This is a genomic window from Streptomyces sp. NPDC017246 (assembly GCF_044331325.1).
Taxonomy (GTDB): Bacteria; Actinomycetota; Actinomycetes; order Streptomycetales; family Streptomycetaceae; genus Streptomyces.
Window position 1 is genome coordinate 159,178 of record NZ_JBIRMW010000002.1, and the last position, 19,500, is coordinate 178,677.

The 19,500-nt window shown below is 69.1% G+C and carries 23 protein-coding genes; 15 read left to right on the top strand and 8 right to left on the bottom strand.

Going from position 1 to position 19,500, the window contains the following annotated elements; all coding sequences use genetic code 11:
• The 6 genes from ACH4MY_RS05475 to ACH4MY_RS05500 all read right to left on the bottom strand — a co-directional run bounded on the left by ACH4MY_RS05475 (position 1) and on the right by ACH4MY_RS05500 (position 5,232).
• A complete protein-coding gene (locus tag ACH4MY_RS05475) occupies positions 1-1,053 on the bottom strand; it encodes an OB-fold domain-containing protein (protein ID WP_397997887.1) in 1,053 nt (350 codons plus the stop codon).
• On the bottom strand, positions 1,050-2,216 hold the full coding sequence (locus tag ACH4MY_RS05480; protein ID WP_397997891.1) for an acyl-CoA dehydrogenase family protein: 1,167 nt from the start codon (positions 2,214-2,216) through the stop codon (positions 1,050-1,052). The genes ACH4MY_RS05475 and ACH4MY_RS05480 overlap by 4 nt, the downstream gene beginning before the upstream one ends.
• A 199-nt stretch (positions 2,217-2,415) precedes the next feature.
• Positions 2,416-2,721 (bottom strand): hypothetical protein, encoded by a 306-nt coding sequence (locus ACH4MY_RS05485; RefSeq protein WP_397997894.1) that lies wholly within the window; start codon positions 2,719-2,721, stop codon positions 2,416-2,418.
• 427 nt (positions 2,722-3,148) lie between these two features.
• Positions 3,149-3,673 carry an O-acetyl-ADP-ribose deacetylase gene (locus ACH4MY_RS05490; RefSeq protein WP_397997897.1) on the bottom strand — a complete coding sequence of 175 codons (525 nt, stop codon included), beginning with the start codon at positions 3,671-3,673 and terminating at the stop codon, positions 3,149-3,151.
• 204 nt (positions 3,674-3,877) lie between these two features.
• Positions 3,878-4,099, bottom strand: coding sequence for an antitoxin (locus ACH4MY_RS05495; protein ID WP_397997900.1), 222 nt, complete (start codon positions 4,097-4,099; stop codon positions 3,878-3,880).
• Between the two features lie 422 nt (positions 4,100-4,521).
• Positions 4,522-5,232 carry a DUF4145 domain-containing protein gene (locus tag ACH4MY_RS05500; RefSeq protein WP_358759640.1) on the bottom strand — a complete coding sequence of 237 codons (711 nt, stop codon included), beginning with the start codon at positions 5,230-5,232 and terminating at the stop codon, positions 4,522-4,524.
• A gap of 835 nt (positions 5,233-6,067) precedes the next feature.
• Between ACH4MY_RS05500 and ACH4MY_RS05505 the strand changes: the two genes are divergently transcribed.
• Positions 6,068-6,601, top strand: a complete 534-nt coding sequence (locus ACH4MY_RS05505) for an NUDIX hydrolase (RefSeq protein WP_358759639.1) — start codon at positions 6,068-6,070, stop codon at positions 6,599-6,601.
• Here ACH4MY_RS05505 and ACH4MY_RS05510 read toward each other — a convergent pair.
• The gene (locus ACH4MY_RS05510; protein ID WP_397997904.1) at positions 6,579-7,925 is read right to left on the bottom strand and encodes a hypothetical protein; all 1,347 of its coding nucleotides are present in this window, start codon (positions 7,923-7,925) and stop codon (positions 6,579-6,581) included. The two genes, ACH4MY_RS05505 and ACH4MY_RS05510, sit on opposite strands and share 23 nt — an antisense overlap.
• A gap of 123 nt (positions 7,926-8,048) precedes the next feature.
• On the opposite strand from ACH4MY_RS05510, the gene ACH4MY_RS05515 reads away from it, so the two are divergent.
• The 6 genes from ACH4MY_RS05515 (at position 8,049) to ACH4MY_RS05540 (ending at position 11,012) form a co-directional block, all read left to right on the top strand.
• Positions 8,049-8,249, top strand: coding sequence for a hypothetical protein (locus ACH4MY_RS05515; RefSeq protein ID WP_397997907.1), 201 nt, complete (start codon positions 8,049-8,051; stop codon positions 8,247-8,249).
• Positions 8,249-8,578, top strand: coding sequence for a hypothetical protein (locus ACH4MY_RS05520; RefSeq protein WP_397997909.1), 330 nt, complete (start codon positions 8,249-8,251; stop codon positions 8,576-8,578). Before ACH4MY_RS05515 ends, ACH4MY_RS05520 begins: the two co-directional genes overlap by 1 nt.
• Complete coding sequence (locus tag ACH4MY_RS05525) at positions 8,566-8,772, top strand: hypothetical protein (protein WP_397997912.1); 207 nt, start codon at positions 8,566-8,568, stop codon at positions 8,770-8,772. The genes ACH4MY_RS05520 and ACH4MY_RS05525 overlap by 13 nt, the downstream gene beginning before the upstream one ends.
• Positions 8,772-9,896 (top strand): radical SAM protein, encoded by a 1,125-nt coding sequence (locus ACH4MY_RS05530; protein ID WP_397997915.1) that lies wholly within the window; start codon positions 8,772-8,774, stop codon positions 9,894-9,896. The genes ACH4MY_RS05525 and ACH4MY_RS05530 overlap by 1 nt, the downstream gene beginning before the upstream one ends.
• Positions 9,893-10,057, top strand: coding sequence for a hypothetical protein (locus ACH4MY_RS05535; RefSeq protein ID WP_162952559.1), 165 nt, complete (start codon positions 9,893-9,895; stop codon positions 10,055-10,057). The genes ACH4MY_RS05530 and ACH4MY_RS05535 overlap by 4 nt, the downstream gene beginning before the upstream one ends.
• Positions 10,058-10,145: 88 nt before the next feature.
• Complete coding sequence (locus tag ACH4MY_RS05540) at positions 10,146-11,012, top strand: GNAT family N-acetyltransferase (RefSeq protein WP_397997918.1); 867 nt, start codon at positions 10,146-10,148, stop codon at positions 11,010-11,012.
• A gap of 1,392 nt (positions 11,013-12,404) precedes the next feature.
• Here ACH4MY_RS05540 and ACH4MY_RS05545 read toward each other — a convergent pair.
• A complete protein-coding gene (locus tag ACH4MY_RS05545; RefSeq protein WP_397997921.1) occupies positions 12,405-12,944 on the bottom strand; it encodes a GntR family transcriptional regulator in 540 nt (179 codons plus the stop codon).
• Between the two features lie 164 nt (positions 12,945-13,108).
• Between ACH4MY_RS05545 and ACH4MY_RS05550 the strand changes: the two genes are divergently transcribed.
• The 8 genes from ACH4MY_RS05550 to ACH4MY_RS05585 all read left to right on the top strand — a co-directional run bounded on the left by ACH4MY_RS05550 (position 13,109) and on the right by ACH4MY_RS05585 (position 19,500).
• Entirely contained in the window at positions 13,109-13,486 is a 378-nt protein-coding gene (locus ACH4MY_RS05550; protein ID WP_397997924.1) for a hypothetical protein, read from the top strand.
• Positions 13,486-13,731 carry a hypothetical protein gene (locus ACH4MY_RS05555; RefSeq protein WP_397997927.1) on the top strand — a complete coding sequence of 82 codons (246 nt, stop codon included), beginning with the start codon at positions 13,486-13,488 and terminating at the stop codon, positions 13,729-13,731. The genes ACH4MY_RS05550 and ACH4MY_RS05555 overlap by 1 nt, the downstream gene beginning before the upstream one ends.
• Positions 13,728-14,126, top strand: coding sequence for a hypothetical protein (locus tag ACH4MY_RS05560; RefSeq protein WP_397997929.1), 399 nt, complete (start codon positions 13,728-13,730; stop codon positions 14,124-14,126). The genes ACH4MY_RS05555 and ACH4MY_RS05560 overlap by 4 nt, the downstream gene beginning before the upstream one ends.
• The gene (locus ACH4MY_RS05565) at positions 14,123-15,529 is read left to right on the top strand and encodes a cell division protein FtsK (RefSeq protein ID WP_397997932.1); all 1,407 of its coding nucleotides are present in this window, start codon (positions 14,123-14,125) and stop codon (positions 15,527-15,529) included. Before ACH4MY_RS05560 ends, ACH4MY_RS05565 begins: the two co-directional genes overlap by 4 nt.
• Before the next feature lie 51 nt (positions 15,530-15,580).
• Positions 15,581-16,327 carry a DUF2637 domain-containing protein gene (locus ACH4MY_RS05570; protein ID WP_397997934.1) on the top strand — a complete coding sequence of 249 codons (747 nt, stop codon included), beginning with the start codon at positions 15,581-15,583 and terminating at the stop codon, positions 16,325-16,327.
• Between the two features lie 136 nt (positions 16,328-16,463).
• Entirely contained in the window at positions 16,464-17,933 is a 1,470-nt protein-coding gene (locus tag ACH4MY_RS05575) for a replication initiator (RefSeq protein WP_397997937.1), read from the top strand.
• Positions 17,924-18,127 carry a helix-turn-helix domain-containing protein gene (locus ACH4MY_RS05580; RefSeq protein WP_358759610.1) on the top strand — a complete coding sequence of 68 codons (204 nt, stop codon included), beginning with the start codon at positions 17,924-17,926 and terminating at the stop codon, positions 18,125-18,127. Before ACH4MY_RS05575 ends, ACH4MY_RS05580 begins: the two co-directional genes overlap by 10 nt.
• Positions 18,121-19,500 carry a tyrosine-type recombinase/integrase gene (locus tag ACH4MY_RS05585; protein ID WP_397997940.1) on the top strand — a complete coding sequence of 460 codons (1,380 nt, stop codon included), beginning with the start codon at positions 18,121-18,123 and terminating at the stop codon, positions 19,498-19,500. Before ACH4MY_RS05580 ends, ACH4MY_RS05585 begins: the two co-directional genes overlap by 7 nt.

Genomic DNA, 19,500 nt, shown 5'->3' on the forward strand with positions numbered 1-19,500 from the left:
TCAGTCCTCCCCTTCCGCGCGGAAGACGGGCAGCTCGAGCTCCTCGTCGACCCGCAGGAACTCCAGCCGCACCGGCATCCCGATCCGCACCTTGTCGTACGGCACGCCCACCACGTTGCTGATCATCCGTACGCCCTCGGCGAGTTCGATCAGTCCCACCGCGTACGGAGGGTCGAAGGCCGGGAAGGCCGGGTGGTGCATCACCACGTACGAATAGACCGTCCCCTCGCCGCTCGCCCCGACCGTGTCCCACTCCCGCGAGCCGCAGTCGGCGCAGCCGGGCAGCCAGGGGAGGCGGAGGGCCGCGCAGTCGCCGCAGCGCTGGATGAGCAGCCGGTGCGCGGCCACTCCCTCCCAGAACCCGGCGTTGTCCCGGTTGATCACCGGCCGCGGCCGCACGGCGGACTTCGGGGTGGTGGCGACCGGGACGACGGACTTCGGGGTGGCGGCGGCCGGGACGACGGACTGCGCGGTGGCGCCCGGGGCGGCGGGCTTCGGGCCGGCGCCCCGGGCGTCGGGCTTCGGGGGCCTGGCCGCGGGCGCGTACTTCAGGATGCGGAAGCGGTGGGTGCCCGCGAGCTCGCCGTCGGCGTGGACGTCCGTCCGGGTCGTGACGAAGTGCCCCGTCCCGAGCTTGGTGGTCTTGAGCTCCGACACGGACTCGATGACGGTGTCGAAGGTGATCTCGTCGCCGGGCCGCAGCGGCCTCAGGTACTCCTGCTCGCAGTCGGTCGCGACCACGGAGGTGTATCCGGCGCCGTCGAGGAGGGCGAACATCTCCTCGTGGGCGGAGGTGCGGTCCGTGTGCCCCGAGAGGCCGCCCATCGTCCAGGCCTGGAGCATCGTGGGCGGCGCGACGGCGTCCGCCCCCCGGTACGCCGGGTGGGCGTCCCCCATGGCCTCGCACCAGTGCCTGATCATGGGCAGGTTGACCGGGTCCTTGCCGAGGCCCGTGGTGGCGGCGGCCCGCCCCGCGAACCCCGCGAGCCGCTCGTACAGGCCCTCCGGCCCTTCCGGCGGCCCCGCCGCCCCGTCCCGCTCCGTGAGGGTCATCGCCGCCCCCTTCCCTTCATGCCGAGCCGCATCCTCGCGACGATCTCGCGCTGCACCTCGCTCACCCCTCCCCCGAAGGTGTTGATCTGCGCGGCCCGGTTCATGCGCTCCAGCTCACCGCCGTCGAACTCCCCCGGCGATCCCGCTCGCACCGTCCCCGGCCCACCCGCGATCTCCTGACATATTCGATACACCTCCACCGCCGATTCGGTTCCCGCGAACTTCACGCCGCTCGCATCCCCCGGGGCCAGTCGGCCGGCCCCCACATCGCCGACCAAACGCCAGTTCAGCAGGCGTGTCGCCGCCAGCCGGGCATGCGCTTCGGCGGCTCGGATCCGGACCCACGGCTCGTCAATACGGCGCCTGCCCGTCACCGGATCGGGGGTACGGGCCCGGTCGAGCACGGCCGCGAAGAAGTCCTCGGCCTGCATGCCGATCGCGGCGAGGGCGACCCGCTCGTGGTTGAGCTGGTTGGTGATGAGTCCCCAGCCCCCGTGCTCGGGCCCGACGAGGTTCCCGGCGGGGACCCGTATCCCGTCGTAGTAGGTGGCCGTGGTCGTCAGACCGCCGACGGTCGAGATCGGGGTCCAGGAGAACCCGGGGGTGTCCGTGGGGACGAGGACGATGGAGATGCCCCGGTGCGGGGGCGCGTCGGGATCGGTGCGGCAGGCGAGCCAGATCCAGTCGGCGTTCTGGGCGTTGGAGGTGAAGATCTTCTGGCCGTCGATCAGCCAGGAGTCGCCGTCGCGGACCGCCCGCGTCCGGAGGGAGGCGAGGTCCGTGCCGGCCTCGGGCTCGCTGTACCCGATGGCGAAGACGGTCTCGCCGCGGAGGATCCGGGGCAGGAAGAAGGCCTTCTGATCCTCGGTCCCGTAGGCCATGAGGGTGGGTCCGACGGTGTTGAGGGTGACCATCGAGACGGGGGCGCCCGCACGGTAGGCCTCGTCGAAGAAGACGAACTGCTCGTCGGGGCCGCGGCCCTGTCCGCCGTACTCCTCGGGCCAGCCGAGGCCGAGGAGCCCGTCGGCGCCGATCCGGCGGAGCAGCCGGCGCTGGGCGGCGGTGTCCGTGGCGGAGGGCGGACCGTCGGGCATCACGTCCCGGAAGTACGCGCGGAGTTCGGCGCGCAGCCGTAGCTGCCGCTCGGTCGGGGCGAGGTGCACGGCGACGGCCTCCCGTGGGACGACTGAGGTTTCTGACTGTCCGTCAGATTCAGGACCTCTGTCAAGGTCGTCGACCGACCGGGTGCCCCCGCGCACACAAGCGCGACGGCCCGCACGCCGGTACCGAAGCACCGGCGCACAGGCCGTCGTTCACACCGCGCTCACGCCCCCCGTCGGGCCGGCTGCCGTGCGGGGCGGATCACCACCACGGGTTGAAGTTGACCACCGGGTTGCTCTGCGCGATGTGGGTGAAGCCGGAGCCGTTCACGCTGGCCGTGTTGTTCTGATTGGAGGCACCGGAACCCGTCGCCACCTGCTGCGTCGTGGTCGAGTTGCCGAAGTTGTCCCCACCCACGCCGCTGCCGACGATCGAGGCGACGCTCGTGTTCGATCCGTTGTCCGCGAACCCGCCGTTGTCCGCCTGGGCCACCCCGGCGAAGAGCACGGCGGCGACGGGCAGGGCGGCGGCAACGGCGAGGATGCGGGCGGTACGGATGCTTGCCATGTCTGTTCCTCCGGGAACTGAAAGCTGGTCCTGCTGCACGGAACTGCTCTGAAGTGTTCTGAAGTACGGCTATTTCCAAGGCAGTTGGCCGACCGCCCCGGTCCTTTGTGCTCGACGTCGCGAATCCAGAGTTGCCCACCGAATCCCCGGCGAACCACCCCGGAGCGCCTGATTCCCCCGCAAGCGTGAGGACAAGCCGATAAACCAGGTCAGTATGAGGAAAGGCCCAGCTCACCGGGGCAGAGAGAGTTCAGGACAGGCACGGCCCGTACGTCACAAGGGAGGAAGCGTTCCGGCAGATTTCCCGCCAATCTCCCTCCCGGAAGAACACGCCGGCGCGTTCCCGGGACGGGGAAACCGAACGGGAGACCAGAAGAGAAATGGAGTGCGACCGCACCGCGAGCCCGGCCTGATCGGCACGACACCCCTAAGGGACGTCCCGTTCCCCCGCGGCCGCCTCGAAGGCCGCGTAGGCAGACCCGTCGAAGAGCACGAACCTGACCTCCTCCACCTCGGTGGGGGTCGCCCGTACCGTCTCCACGGCGATCCGCGCGCCGTCGTCCATCGGCCAGCCGTAGATCCCGGTGGAGATGGCGGGGAACGCGACCGTCCGGTCCCCCGACTCGTCGGCGACCTTCAGGGATTCGCGGTAGCAGGAGGCCAGCAGCTCCGAGCGGTCCGTCTCCGCCGACCAGACCGGTCCGACCGTGTGGATCACATGCCGGGCCGGCAGCCGCCCGGCCGTGGTCGCGACGGCCTGCCCGGTCGCCAGCCCCTTGCCGTAGTGCGAGCGACGCAGATCCTGACAGGCGGCGAGGATCTCGGGACCGCCCTTCCGGTGAATGGCGCCGTCGACCCCTCCACCGCCCAGCAACGAGGAGTTCGCGGCGTTCACGATCGCGTCCGCGGCCTCGGCGGTGATGTCCCCCTGCACGAGCACGATCCGCACCACGACAGAACCCCTTCCTCCGGCCACACCCTTCGAAGCGTCCATTGAAACCCTGAAGGAACGCCCCGGGACAGCGTCGGCGGGGGATTCCGTCACCCCCGGAGAGAACTCCTCGCTCGTCCCCGGAAGGGTGCCCCCGCGCATCGCCGAAGGGGCGCCCCGGACACGAATCCGGGGCGCCCCTGACGGTCGGTTCGCGCCGCCGCGCTACTGCTGGGGCGGGGGCGGGGGCGGAGGCTGCGGCGGAGAGTCCGGGGTCCGACCCGTTTCTCCCAGTTGCTGCTTGAGCTTCTCCTGGGCGGTGTCGACCTGACTGCTGTACTTGCCCTGCGTCTTCCCGTCGACGAGATCACCGGCCTTGTCGACGCCCTTGGAGGCCTGATCCTCGTGACCCTTCAGCATTCCCTTGAGCTTGTCCATCACAGACATCCTGGCCCTCCTAGCCACTGTTCCAGCCCCTCCAGCATCACGGCACCACCCGAGTCCCGCATCCCGAGCCACGCGTACATGCGGCGTCGCCCCGCTCACGGAGGGAGGGCCCGAGCAGGGCCGGTCACGGGCCGGGCAGCGGTCCCGAGCCACCTCGAAGCCTCGCGTGCCGAGCGACGGGCAGACGAAAGCGGCCCCCGACCACGCGTACTGGTCAGAGGCCGCTTTCCACTGCGGTGGGTGTGGGATTTGAACCCACGGTGACTCGCGCCACGACGGTTTTCAAGAGGGTGCTGCGGGAAGCCTCTCGCACGCGCCTGACCTGCATACTCGACCCCACCACCAGCCGCCGTGGAGCCACGCGGTCCACGCCGGGTCCACTGCGACCGGCGCGGGCGCGATCGCACCGCCCCGCAGCAGTCCTACAGGTGAAGCTCAGAGATCCTGCTGAGCAAGAGGTTGGTCTGCTGCTCCATGAGGCCGGCGCGTTCTCGACTCAGCTCCTCAAACTGACCATGAGCCGCCGCATTCCGGAGTCCCCCAACTTGCTCAAGATCCTTCGCTTCCTGCTTGGTGATCAGCTCCTCCCGACGGAGAAGCTGCGAGTACGTGCTGAGCGAGGGGCGCTCGGGCAGTTCCAGCCCGCGGGCCTCAATCAGCGCCCGTAGTGCGCTCTCCAATGCTGCACCGCACAGCACGATGGCCGCAGCAGGATGGGTCTGCTTGTCACTCAGTAGCCGCCGTACCTGGCCCATCATGTCCGTGCTGATCAGGCCGACCTCCGACCAAGCGCGAGCACCCACGATTTCACTGACGCCCGCTTCCACCTGGCGAACCCAGGTAAGCAGGACATCACCGACGGCGCGAGCTCCCGACTCAGTGGACTGGTTATCTCCCTTGCTTTGGTACACCTCAGCAGCACGGGAGGTCCAGAAGCTGTCCTCACCGGCGTACTGGCGCAGAAACTCCATGCCCGCGAACGCGTTCGCCATCAGGGCAGGAAGCTCCTGATGGTCCGATATCTGCCACCAGCCCCGACCGTCCTCGTTCCGACCGGGCTTCCACACCAGACCTTCTTGCAACGTCTGGGCCAGTGAGCGAGCGTACGAGAGGACCTGCTCCTGATTGGGCATATCAACACTCCGACTGCAGCGATGGAACTCTCGATCATCGCTGCCGAAGGTTACGTGCGCATACGGTTTAAGAGTTACAGGAGACTGTCGGTATGGCCAAGGAGTACCGAGTCGGGATCGTATGCACCGATAGGGGCCAGCACGCGCGAGTCCGTCTGACGATGGCTCGACGCGAAGCTGATGGCAGCCATGGGATGACCCATGCCTTCAGATACTTCGCGTCACCAATGCGGGACGCCGAGCCTGGGTCCATGATGGGTCGCAGTTCATACGTCTTCAGGTGCCCAGCATGCCCGCGCACGCCCCAGGTTGAAGCGACAAGGTGGTGGCACCTCGTAGACGAGATGCGAGCTGCGGGCTTCACCGAGTTGGACGTCTCGTTGCTACCATGAATCTGCTGCCGCATGGCTAGGGCAGTCCCTGGGCGAGGACGGGGTCACTTTCCAGTCACGTACGTGACGTTCGCTGCAAGCCCGCTCATCCGGTGGGTAGCTTCAAGCTGCCCATGGAGAGCACATGCAGGGCTTTCTCATCGACATCCTCGCCAATCTGGCGGCAAGCACTGTCACGACTATCGGTGTACTCGCCGGCCGAAGTGCACTAACACGGTGGCGTCGCCGCGGTCGTCAGGAAGGCAACAACAGCTAGCCCTGGCTTCGTAACTGGCTGACAACAGATTGGCCCCGCTCATGGTCTTGGGCGAGGGCCAATCACCACCATCCGCGTCCCCTCAGGCTGGCCACCTATTCGTCACTATGACGTGAATTTGATTGAACCTGGCAGTCTGTGGCTGTAGCTCTGCGATGCTGGAGGCCGATCGAGAGGGGCCGCAGCGATGCAGTGGAAGATCCACGGGGAACGTCCGATCTACGAGAACAGCTGGGTGAACCTGTGGCTCACGGACGTCGAGACGCCGGACGGAAACCGCTGGGAGCACCACGTCGTAAAGCTCCGGCACTTGGCCGTGGCTGCCGTCGTCAACGAACGGCGCGAGGTGCTGATGATGTGGCGGCACCGCTTCATCACCAACGCCTGGGCGTGGGAACTGCCCATGGGCTTGGTCGAGGAAGGCGAGAGCCCGGCTGAAGCGGCAGCCCGTGAGGTGCTGGAGGAGACCGGCTGGCGGCCCGGCCCGATCAAGTCGCTGATCTATGCCGAGCCGGCCAACGGCATCACCGACTCCCAGCACCACGTCTTCCGGGCTGACGGAGCGACGTACGAGGGTCCGCCGACCGAGAAGAACGAGTCGGACCGGATCGAGTGGATCCCGCTGGCCGACGTGCGGGGCATGATCGACCGCCGCGAGATCGTCAGCAGCGGCTCCCTGGTCGGGCTGCTCTACGTGCTCATGGACGAGGCGATCCGCTGATCTGGCGGGGCAGCACTTCCCGGAGTCGGGCCTCGAACGCCACCGCAGCCGGTTCCCGACGGAAGGGCTCCAGCTGCTCGTAGAACTCCCGCAGGTGGCCGGCGACTCGTTGCGAGCTGACGGCCGCCGCCGGGGCCAGGGCATCCATGGCCGTGTGGCACGCCTCGTCGAGTTTGCCGCGCTGAAGCTGGGTGCGGGCGAGCCAGAAGGCGTGGAAGGCCCGGCCTCGGTGGTTCGATGCGTGCTCGCGGCGTAGCGCGTCCGCAATGAGGGGTTCGGCGAGGGCTGCTTCGCCCAGGCGGCCGTGCGCGATGCCGGTGTCCACGATCAGCTTCGGTTCGTCGAAGTAGGCGACCCAGGCCGGGTCCGGATCACCTGTGCTGATCCGTCCGAAGTGGGTGTGGGCTTCCGAGATCGCGGTGTGAGTCGCGCCGTGGTTGCCCAGGGTGGCGTGAGCGAAGGCTTCGCGCATCGCGAGCATGGCCAGCACGCGCGGTGTCGTCCCCACGGCCGTTCGGGCCTGGTCCTGAGCGGCCGTGACCAGTGCGAGGGCGTCGCCGGGCTTGTCCTGGTAGGTGGCCTGAAGGCTCATGCAGGCGAGGACGTTGGCCATGAACTGACGGTCGTCGATGGCCTTGGCCAGGCCGAGGGATTCGGTGAAGTAGGCACGCGCCTGGTTGTACTGACGCGCGTCGAAATAGGTCCATCCGGTGAGCCGGGCCAGCTCGGCCGCGATGCTGTGCAGGCCGTCCCGCAGAGGAGCCGGACGCTGCTCCTTGAGGAGGTCGACGACGTAGCGGAGCTGGCCGACGACCGCCGGCCGTAAGGTCTCGCCGCCGTGCTCGTCGTCCCGGCGCCAGTAGTCCGCGATCGACGAGTGCAGCGCGTCCAGCGTCGAGGCACTGAGATGCCGCTCGGCCGCCAGGGCGAGGATGCTGTCGACGTCCGCCCCCGGTAATCCGGCGGCCAGCGGCTCGACGGCTGAGGCCGGTACCTCGGCTGGTTCGCGGGGCGCGACCGTCAGGGTGGGTGGCGTCTCCCAGGAGCGTCGGGCAAGGCCGAGCATGTGGCCGGGGATGCGCAGTCCGTCCGAGATCCGTTCGATCACGTCCATGTGCAGCAACTGCCGCCGTCCGGCGATCACCTCGCCCACGCGGCTCGGGGTCAGGTCGCAGCGGCGCGCGACCATCGACGGATAGATGCCTGCTCGTGCCTTGACCAGCTGAAAGATGCGGCCGAAGTCTCTGGCCTGGCATGCCTCGATCATCACTGGGTCCGTGAGCAGGCTGACCGGGAGTTCCTTCGAGCGAGATGGCTCGGGCATCGGGCACGCTCCGGCATGAGGACTACGGATCGCTGCACTTGGTCAACCGAGGGTGATGTTACCCAAGTTGGGTAATCCGCTGGGCCTTTCTGGCCGGGTCTGTGGATCGCGATGCTCCTGGCCATGGCGAACGGACAGGACGACGTACGGATGACGCTGCGGGTCTCCCGCGACTCCGGCCAGACGTGGGGGCCTCTCACGGAGGTACGCGTGGGCGAGGACCCCGTGGTCCCGGAGAATCCGGGCCGCTACCCGCCCTGCGTCTGCCCCCGGTGCTCGCAGCAGGTCCGAAGTGCTGTCGCGTCCTTCCGGATGGTGTCGTGATGCGGTGCGTGCACTGGCGCCGGGTGCCCCTCGACCTGGCACGGGAAGCGCGGGAGAAGTCGGCCGCCCCGTACGTCGACAGGGCGGTGCAGTGCCAGCTGTCCGCGCACGACGAAGGTGAGCACTTCGGTCTCCTCACCGACGCCGGCGCGTACGGGACCGCACTGTGGCTCCGCTGGCACGGGACGGACGAGGCACAGCTCGTCGTACTCCCTGACTGCCCGGTGGCCGCCCCAGGACCCGACGGTGAGGGCTGCTGTCTGTTCGCCGACCACGCCAAGCAGCACACCTGGGAAGACGCCCTGGAGGAGGTCTCGTGCACCAGCTGATCGCGAGCCCGCACAAGACCCGGCGCCCTCGCTCGCCTCGCAACGAACGGTGCGGGGACTGCGGTGGCAGCGGCGCCAACTCGTCCGGCAAGACCTGCGGCACCTGCAACGGGTTGGGCGAGATCCACTGCCGCGCCGGTCACCAGGAGTCCCACTCGCTGTCCCGCTCCGTGATCCGGAAGGAGGGCCACTGATGGCCCACGCTCTGATCGCCTCCCCGTTCCTCGACGGGCACCTTCTCCTCAAGCCGGGAGCACGGGCCGGCGCCCGAATCTCGGCCGACCACTTCGAGGGTCTACGCCAGGCCGCCACCGACGGTGAGTCGCTTCCCGCCTGGGCGGTACAGACCGCCTCCGACGTGTGGGGCCTGGACCTGGTTGGCCAGACCGCGCAGGGCACCGTGCTGGTGCGCGAGCCGTCCCCGTACGGCTACTGCCGGGCCTCCTGGGAGATCAACCTCGGCTGCAACTTCGGCTGCAAGCACTGCTACCTCGGCGAGCGGCCCTTCTCCGGCCTCGGCTGGGAGAACAAAGTGCGACTTCTTGACATCATGCGCGAGGCTGGCGTCCTCTGGCTCCAGATCACCGGCGGCGAGCCCACCATGGACCCGGACTTCCAGGGTGCCTACCGGTACGCCTGGCAGGCCGGGATGATGCTCACCATCTCCACCAACGGCTCGCTGCTCTGGCGGCCGGACCTCCTCAAGCTCTTCCGCGACTGCCCGCCATACCGCCTGGTGGTCAGCATGTACGGGGCGAGCGAGGAGTCCTTCGACACGCTCACCCAGCGCCGCGGGGCGTGGAAGGCGTTCCGGCGCGGCATGGATGCCGCCCGTGAGGCGGGGCTTCCGTTGCGCATCAACGTCGTGGTGACCGAGGACAACGCCTCCGAAGCCGACGAGATGGCCGCCCTCGCCGAAGAGTGGAACGTCGAGAACCACGCGTACACGAACATGACGCCCACGATTTACGGCGGCGGAGAGCCGCTGCTCGCCCAGTCCGCCGCCCACCTGCGGCAGCGCAAGCCATTCGCCGGCTGCAACGCGGGACACACCTTCTTCCACGCCGACCCGCACGCCAAGGTCTCGATCTGCAAGGTCGGCCGCGACGACCAGATCGACCTGATGACCGAGGGCATCGACGGTCTCACACGGCTCGGCGCCATCGCCGACCGCCTCATGCTTCGCACCGGTGGGTGCGAGGGCTGCGCCCTGTCCGGCACCTGCCGGGTCTGCCGCCCCCTGGCCAAGCACTACCAGGAGGCGAAGGCGCCGCTGCACAGCTACTGCCAGCACGGAGACAAGGAGAACGCCTCATGACCCCGCCCGTACCGGTGACCATCCTGCCCGGCCCGCCGGCCTCGGCCCGTCGCGCGGCCCCGCCCGTCGCGACCGCGTCGATCACTGCCGTCCAGGACCTCGACGTGATCGTGGAGAGCGCGGAGTGCTCCTGCGACGCCGGTGACGACAACCCCCACTGACCGACACGATCCGGTCAACTCCGTTCAGGCCCCGACGTACTCGCGTCGGGGCCTGAGCCCTGACCGGCTCACCGTTAGGGTGCCGCTCATGTTCTTCCGCTGGGACTGGCTCCGGCCCCAACTGGCCGCACCGATCGTGCCGACCCTAGGCCCCATCCACCCCGACGCCCTGACCGTCGGCATCTTCGAGGACACCCTGCGAGCGGCCGTCACCGGGGGCTTCCTGCCCTACGACAAGGACCAGCGTTGGGGCGGCGAGAAGGACGAGAAGGTCCTCCGCGAAGACGTGGTGCATCAGCCCGAGCGCACCCTCATCCCCACACTGACTCGGCGTGGACGCGGCACCGCGAAGGTCTTCGCCTACGGGCTCCGCGACAGCGTCGTGGAGGAGGCCGCCGAACTGGCCGCGAAACTCGCGGCCGTGCACGACGTGGTCAGCGCCCAGGTCGTACGCCCCCTGGGCCCTCGAACCACACACCCGCGCGGCACCCGCATCCAGCTGAAGGACTTCACCACCGGCCCCTGCCCCGCCCCCGATGGCCCGGTTCGGCCCGTCACCGCCTGGCCGACCGCCGTGCAGGAGACCTTCGCGCCGTTCGCCGAGGCCATGGCGGGCGATGGCCTGGCCTTCCTCCACACCCAGATACAAGCCGGCCACTGCGGCCCGGTCCTCGCCGCCACCATCCAGGACCGCATCGTGGGAGCGATCGGTCCCATGGAAGTACGCCCCGACGCAATCGGCTGCCCCCAGCTCATGCCCCAGTACTTCGCCGTCCTGCCCGAGGTCCGAGGCCAAGGCCTCGGCCGCGTCCTGTGGCGAGCCGCCATGCACTGGGGCCAGTCCCACGGCGCCGCCTACCAACTCCTCCAGACCGAGGTCGGCGGCCCCTCTGACCGACTGTGCCAGGCCGAAGGACTGACCTCCCTCGGCTTCACCCACACCACGTCCGCGTAGCTCCTGACCGCGCCGCCTCCCTGGTCAGCTGCCCCATGCCATTGGCGACCTCAGCCACCGAAAGTCAGCCACGACGGCGGGTGCGCCGACCGACCACCCGCCACGTGTGTCTCCAGCAACCACCCACCGGCCCCGGCCACGCTTCCCCAATCCGTCACGGTCTCGGCCATGTTGCAGCCTGAGCGCTGCCGCCGGCCTCGTCTGACGGATGGACAGGAGGCCGGCCGACCGGATCACGGCTGGTTGAACGTCGATCCGCGGTGACCGGTGCGGACTTGGCAGGCGTCCCGCTCCTGCTGGCCGTGCTCGCCGTGGGACAGCTGGCGGGGTTCTTCGCAGGCCTGGCTGCCCGCTTCACAGGCTTTGCGGCGCGAGTGGGCGGGGGCCGTCGCGGGCGGTGGCGGAGACATGGAGCCAGCGGCGGCCTGGGGCCGCCGCGCCGCGCGGCCCGCGCCAGCGGGCCGCCTTGATCCAGTAAAGAAACTTTGGACAGCTCGCCCCTTCCGTCGCGTCGGCCGGTAGGAGTGGGCTGCTTTGCCATGGATTGCATGGTTTATCGGCTGAATCGCCTATTAGCCCGCTATTGCCTGGGTCTGTTCGTGGAATCGGCGAAAACTATCCACAGGTGAACCGTGGTTGGCTCCTCTGGTCGGGTTATCCATAGACAGGGGCTAGATGCCCTTTTGGGAGAGTTATTCGTTTTGTCGACTGTGCTGGCCGTACCGGGGGAGAGGCCCGTTTCGCGCGGGCGCGGGGGGTGTGATCCAGGTCACCTCGCACGGGGTCACACGCGGGGCATCTCTCGCACCTCTATACGTGATCCGCGATTGCGGGCCGGTGAACATAGCCGACGATCGCCGGTTAGCCAAACCGGGGATTCTCTGGATCCTTGCCAGCACGGACCAGGGAGCCAGGCCCGCGAGGGGGAGTTGATCGTGACGCGCACCACATGGGCGGAGTGTCACACCGGGGCTGCTTTCCCCACCTGTAGCAGGCGAGAGGGCCGGACCGGTCCGAGTGCACGAAAGGAGACGGTCATGGCGGAACGAGCACGAGTGCTGGAGGGGGTCCACTCTGCCCGCCTAGCGGGACGCGAAGCCGGATCGGGGGCTCCTGAGACGGGCACTGCGGAAATGCCCTCCCGTGGCACGGGAGCTCACGGATCGAGGGGTCGAGCAATCCGCGGGGATGCCTCAGGGTTGGCCAGGCCGGACGGGCTGCGGACACACCCGCCGGGCAATGTCCGACAGGAGATACCGCACGCACGCAGCAAGAACGGGGTGGGCATGACCGAGCACGAACAGCAGGTACTGGCCGGTTACATGGCTCGGCTGGGCGAGCAGGTTGAGCGATTGGGGCAGCTGGCGGAAGAGGTGGCGAGCGCGCTGGGAGCTATGAAGCGTCCGGCTTCCGCACTTCCTCAAGAACCTGCTGGAAAAGCAGTGTGAGCTGGTCGACCTGCTGCGTGAGGACCTCTACCTGCTGGGCCAGGGCGTTGAACTCCGGACTGGCGTCCGGCCGGGTCAGCGTCCCCGGCTCGGGCTTGGACTCGCGCTTGAGTAGCTCGCGCAGCGAGGCCGGAGCTCCCGGACCGGTCCACAACTCCTTGCGGCCGACCTGCATCGTGTACCAGGCTGGCGGGGTGTAGTCACCGGTGGAATCGTCGGGACGCTCGGCGTCGCCGGCACCCTCACCCTCGGGCGCGAGGACGAAACTGCCCCGACCCTGCACCGTGTGGATCAGGCCCTCGTCCCGCAGGACGCGCAGTGCGCTGCGGGCGGTCATGTTGGCGACCTCGAAACGCTCTTGCAGCTCACGGTGCGAGGGAAGCTGCTGGCCAGGCTGCAGAACGCCTCGCTGGATCTCGTCGCGCAGCACATCCGCGACCCGCCGGTAGGGAGGGCGCGTGTCGCTGGAGGGCCGTTTCGTCATGGCCCCAGCCTAGCGGCCCCTAGCCCAGCTACCCCGTGTCCAGCCAACCCACCTAGCGCAACATAGCTAGGTCACGCATCTTTCTTTTGTTGACCTGGCCAGCTGGGCTAGGTAGCGTCTTCCTGTCGGCCCCACCAGGGGCCCCGAAACGCAGGAGTGAACGCATGGCTCGCATCCCGGTCCTCGTCAAGCCGACCGACACCTACATCACCGGCACCGGCAACACCCCGAAGATCAAGAACCCGGAGACGGGGGAGATTGCGACCGACCGCGACACGGGGGAGGTCCTCCACACGGTCACCGTCATGCAGATGTCGGAGGGCCGCGCCGAGATCCTCAAGATCACCGTGCCGGAGTCCGGTGTCCCGGCGGGTCTGGCACCGGGCGTCATGGTCCGTCCGGTGGAGCTGATCGCCACCCCGTGGGCCCGCATCTTCAACGGCAGCCTCTCCGACGGCGTCGCCTACCGGGTCTCGCGCCTGGACCTGGCCGCCCCGGCGGCTGCTCCGGCGGCCGAGTCGGCAGCCAAGAGGGCCGCGTAATGGGTGCCACTGCCGGGCGGAGTTCCACCAATCCGCCCGGCGGCGGCAAGGGGGCCTCGCCGCTGTCCGAGGACGTGTTGACGGTCTTTGCCGCTCACGGGATCGAACTGGACTGGATCGCCCGGATGCACGTCACCAACGCGGTCCATGACGCCCGGCTGTCGGTCTACGGCTACGGGATCTGCGCGGACATCAAGGCGTCCATCGAGGACATGAACAAGCACCGGAAGGGGAGGGCACGATGACTCCGGAAGAGATCAACAGCGGCCCCGCTCGGGAGGCCGATACCCCGGAGGTTCCCGGTTACCCGGTCCTTCTCCCCGAGGAGGGGGACCCCCGGTTCAGCGAGCGGCTGCTGATGGACGTGCACGCTGTGCTGCGGGCGCACGGGTATCCCGAGCTCGGCGATGAGTGGGACCTGGAGCACCTGGAGCTGACGCTCCACTGGTTCCTGTACTCCGAACAGATCAGCGAGCGCACTCGCGCGCTGTGGGACCTGATGCGGTCCGCGTCCGACGGGGCGGGTCTGCCTCTGGGATCCAAGCGGCGGGCACTGGCCACCGCACTTCTGGCACGGCTTGAGGCCGGACAGGACATCAACATCCGTGACGGCAAGCTGGCTATGGAGGGGGCGAAGTGAGCCCGGAAGAGATCATCGGCTGGGCGCCGGTGTTGGCCGTGGTCTGCGCCGTACTGCTCATGGTGTGGGCCACCGCCAAGACTGTCCGCTACGTGCGGGCCGACCGGGAGACGCGCCGCAGCATCCGGCAGGCCGTCAAAATCAAGATGACGTGGGGGCGGCTGGCCAAGATGGCCGGCCTGTCGGTCACCGACCGCACCCCGCCCTGGCTGTCCTACTTCAACATCAGCACGGACGCCCCGGAGCCCAAGCCGCGTGAGCTGGTCCCGGTGATCAAGACCCGGCCGGACAGGTACGGGGTGATCGTCCACGTCAAACTGCTGCCGAGGGTCGGGATCAAGGAACTCCAGGACAAGGCCCGGTTCCTGGCCGATGCCTGGGGCTGCGTCCGCGTCGCCGTCGAGGCGGGCAAGCCGGGCCACGCGGTCCTGAGGGCGATCCGCCTCGACCCGCTGACCGGCCACACCCAGTACGTGCCGACCGGGGAGCCGCCCGCCGACTTGACGGTATGGCCTGTCGGCCGGGACGAGTACGGAGCTCTGGTCCACATCGAGCTCAAGAACAAGTCGGGGGCGGTCGTCGCGGGCGGTGTCGGCGGCGGCAAGTCCAACCAGCTCTCGGCTCTGATCACCTACTTCGGGCCGTCCCCGGCCGTGCAGTTCGTGCTGTTCGACGGCAAGGTCTCCGATGCCGCCCACGGTGACTACGCGGACGTGCTGCCCCGCGTCTTCGCACACGCCGGCAATGACCTGCATGAGGCCAACGCACTCCTGCGGCGGCTGGTAAAGCTGCTGCACGACCGTGCCACGATGGCCCGGAGGGTGCTGGGCACGGCGAACATGTGGAATGTCGGCCCCAGCGAGCAGTGGCCGCTGGTGTTCGTCGTCATCGACGAGTCCCACACCTTCTTCCACGATCACAAGGGCAGTGACAAGGAGACCCGCGCGCTCGCCGCCCTCGCGGCGGAGAACATCCGCCTGACGGGGCTGCTCGTCAAGGGTGGCCGGTCGGTCGGGATCTTCACGGTGCCAGCCACCCAGAAGGCGACCGGCGACGCCATCCCCACCTCGATCCGGGACGTGTGCAGCGCTGCCCTGTCCTTCTACCAGCGCACCACCGAGGCATCGGTCGCCGCGCTCGGGGACGACATCCGCAACTGGCCGGACATGGACCCGATCAACCTCCAGGGTTCCCAGTACGTGGGCGTCGCGTCCATGGCCGCCGAAGGGCGCCCCGGCTTCGTCCGTGTCCGCACGCCCTACCTCGACCCCGCCAACGCCGCAGCCGTCGCCAACGCCACCGCGCACCTCACCCAGGACCCGACGGTACTGCTGGCCAAGCTGACCCCGCCCAGCCTGCACAAGGCTGAGCCCCCGGAGGGCGACGCCCCCGCCGCAGCCTGACCCCCAGCCTCACAGTCGCTCCCAACTTCCCAGGAAGGGAGGTGAATTACCTTGCCGGAAGACCGGACGACGCAACGCACCATCACCGTGGTGATGATCCTGATCGCCGCTCTGGCGTTCGTCTTCTCCTTCGGGAACGTCTGGGCCTTGGCCCTGCGGCTCGGAGTCCCGGCCCCGATCGCCCCGCTGATCGCGCCCATGGTGGACCTGTCGGTGGTGGGCCTCCTGGTCGCTCTGCGCTCCCTGTCCCTGCGTGGAGTCCCCGCCGGTGAGCTGCGCTCGGCGACTCGCCTCATGCACCTGTCCGGCGTGCTCACCCTCGCCCTCAACACCGCGCACCCGCTCTTGGCCGGACACTACGGCCGGGCCGCCCTCGACAGCGTGGCCCCGCTCCTCTTGCTCGGCTGGGGCTCGGTGGGCCCCGCCCTGCTCCGGCACTTCCACGCCGTCACCCCCGCCGACCCCGCTCCCGCGCCGGTCCCGACATCCGAACCGATCACGGCACCGGTTCCCGAGCCGGACTCAGAGCCGAACCCGGCCGTAGCGAAACCCGTCGCCGAACCCGCGCCGCACCTCGCCGCCCCGGCTCCGATCACCACTGCTACACCGGCCCCCGTGGTGAAGACTGTCCCGACTCAGGCTCCTGTGGTGCCAGAGCCGCTGATGAACGCGGCCCGCACCATCGCCGCCTCCCACCTGGCCGCACACGGCGAACCCATCACTGCGGTGCAGCTCCGCGCCCGCCTCGGCATCGCCCTGCCGCTCGCCACCGCCGCGCACGCAGCCCTGTCGGCCTGACCTTCCCGCCGGCCTCCCGTACTTCTCCGCCCTCGGCCCCTCCCGGGCCCGGCCTGTCATGCCGCCGGGCAGCACCCCACCCCGCCGGTGGAGCTGCCCGGGGCCCTTCTCATCAGCGGAAAGGATCCTCCTGCCGATGCCCCGAGACCTCGACCTCAGGCACGTGATCAGCCCCGCTGTCCGGGACCTGATCGAGCTGGCCAACCTCGACGACTTCGACCGCACCCGCGACCAGATCGCCCGTCTGCGCGGCTGCACCCGCCCCATCAACCTCGTCGGCCACACCACCACCCGCAACGCCACCACCGGCGAAACGATCCGCTCGTACTCCACCAGCGACGAACCCACCGGACGGCTCCTGACCACCTGCGGCAACCGCCGCGCCTCCCGCTGCCCCGCCTGCTCCCGTACCTACGCCGCCGACACCTACCACCTCGTCCGCGCCGGACTCTGCGGCGGCAAGGACGTCCCCGAGACCGTCCGCACCCACCCCCGGGTCTTCCTCACCCTCACCGCCCCCTCCTTCGGCCCCGTCCACAACCGCCCCACCGCCAAGGACGGCAAGCCCCACGCTTGCCGCTGCGGCGACCACCACCCCGAGGAAGCCCCCGAGCTCGGCACGCCTCTGAGCCCGAAGACGTACGACTACACCAGCGCCGTGCTGTGGAACGCCCACTCCGGAGCCCTGTGGGCACGCTTCACCCTCAACCTTCGCCGCGCCCTGGCCGCGCACTTCCGCATCACCCAGAAGGACATGAAGCAACTCCTGCGTGTGTCCTTCGCCAAAGTCGCCGAGTACCAGAAGCGCGGCCTGGTCCACTTCCACGCCGTCGTCCGCATCGACGGTCCCGACGGCCACACCAGCGCCCCGCCGGCCTGGGCAGGCGTGGACGACCTCACCTACGCCATCCGCGCCGTTGTCCACCGCACCGCCCTCACGGTTACCTCCGACACCGTGGGGGACCCGGAGATCCGCTGGGGCGCCATGCTCGACGTGCAGGAGATCACCGCACTGGGGGACGGCGAGCTCACCGACGCGGCCGTAGCCGGGTACGTCGCCAAGTACGCCACCAAGAGCGCCGAGGACTCCGGCACGGTCGACCGCTCCTTGGTCTGCCGGACCTGCTCCGGCCGGGGCACGGTCGGCGGACGCGTGAAGGACCTCTGCCCCGACTGCGAAGGCACCCGACAGGCCGAACCCCTCCGGGACCTGCCCGTCCACCGGCACGTCCGGCAGATGATCCGCACCGCCTGGGACCTCGGCGGCCTGCCCGAGTTCGCGGACCTCAAGCTCTGCAAGTGGGCCCACATGCTCGGCTTCCGGGGCCACTTCTCCACCAAGTCCCGCGCCTACTCCACCACCCTCGGAGCCCTGCGCGACGTACGCCGCGCCTGGCGCCTCGCCCAGGCCGACGCCGCCCGCACTCGCGCCGGCCACCCCACCCCCGGCCCGGACACCGTGCTCGTCATCGAGTCCTCCTGGGCCTATCTCACCTCCGGCTACCGCCCCGGTGAGGAACTCCTCGCCGCCCAGACCCGCCACGACATCGACCAGGCCCGCGCTGACAAGGAACGGGCCAAGACCGAAGGGGAGGTATGGCAGTGACCGCCGCACCGACCACCCGCATGCTGACCCTCGTAGAGGCGCTGACCGAGCTGCGCATGTCGCGGGCCGCCTTCTACCGGCTTCGCGCTCGCGGGAACGCCCCCCGCTGCCTCAAGCTCCCCAACGGACAGATCCGCATCCGCCGGGCCGACCTCGACTCCTGGTTCGAGGGCTGCGAGGTGTCCGCGTGCTGACGTACGACGTGAAGATCTGGAGCATCCGCAAGCGGCCCGACCGGGCTGCGGCCTATCAGCTGCGCTGGCGAGTTGGCATTCAGCCATTCTCGAAGAGCTACAAGATCAAGGCCCAGGCAGACGGACGACGTTCCGAACTGCTCGCCGCGCTGCGCAACCGCGAGCAGTTCGACACCGAGACTGGCCTGCCGGCCTCCGAAGTCCTGGCGGCCCAGTCCCCCACCTGGTACGCCCACGCTCGGGAGTACGTGGCGATGAAGTGGCCGAACGCCTCGGCCAAGCACCGCGCGAGCATCGCGGATGCTTTGGCCACGGTCACCCCACGCCTGGTCAAGGACAACCGCGGGGCCCCCGCTCCCCGGGTCCTCCGCGCCGCGCTCTACTCCTGGGCCTTCCGGCTCGTCCTCGACCAGGACGGCGAACTCGTGGCCCGCGCCGATGCCGAGGAAGCGCCAGAAGCCATCGCGTCGGCCCTCGACTGGATCGGCCGCAAGTCCGTCGACATCTCGGCTCTGAACACACCGGCCGTCGTGCGGTCCGCCCTGGACGCGCTGGCCCGCAAGATGGACGGCACCGCTGCGGCCGACAACACGGTGAACCGCAAGGTCCCCGTGTTCAGCAACTGCCTCCGCTACGCCGTCGAGTTGGAACGCCTGCCCTCGCTGCCCCTGACCAAGGTGGACTGGACGCCGCCCGACACGGACGACGAGATCGACTTCCGCTACGTACCCGGCCCGGCTCTCGCCCGGAAGCTGATCGATGCCGTGGGCGTACAGGGAGTTCGTGGCCAGCACCTCAAGGCGTTCTTCGGATGCATCTACTACGCGGCAACCCGCCCCGGCGAGGCCGTGACCCTCCGCGCCTCGGACTTCACCCTGCCCGAGGAGGGATGGGGACAAGTCGTCCTGTCGTCCAGCTCCGCGCGTGTCGGCTCCGGCTGGACCGACTCGGGCGAGTCGTACGACTCCCGCGGCCTCAAGAAGCGCGCCCGCCGGGCCACCCGCGAGGTGCCCATTCCCCCGGTCCTCGTCCACCTGGTCCGTGACCACATCGAGGAGTTCGGCACGGCCGAGGACGGACGACTCTTCCGGGCCGTCCGGAACGGCGGCCTGCTCAGCAAGGAGTACGGCGACATCTGGAAGGCCGCTCGCCTGTCCGTCCTCAGCGAACAGGAAGCCAAGACGCCCCTCGCCGAAGTCCCGTACGGACTCCGCGCTGCCTGCGTCTCCCTCTGGCTGGAGTCCGGTGTCTCCCCGGCCGAGGTCGCCCGCCGCGCCGGCCACAGCATCGCGGTCCTCTTCCGCTTCTACGCCAAGGCAATACATGGGTCTGAAGACAGAGACAACGCTCTGATTGAGAGTCATTTGCTCTAG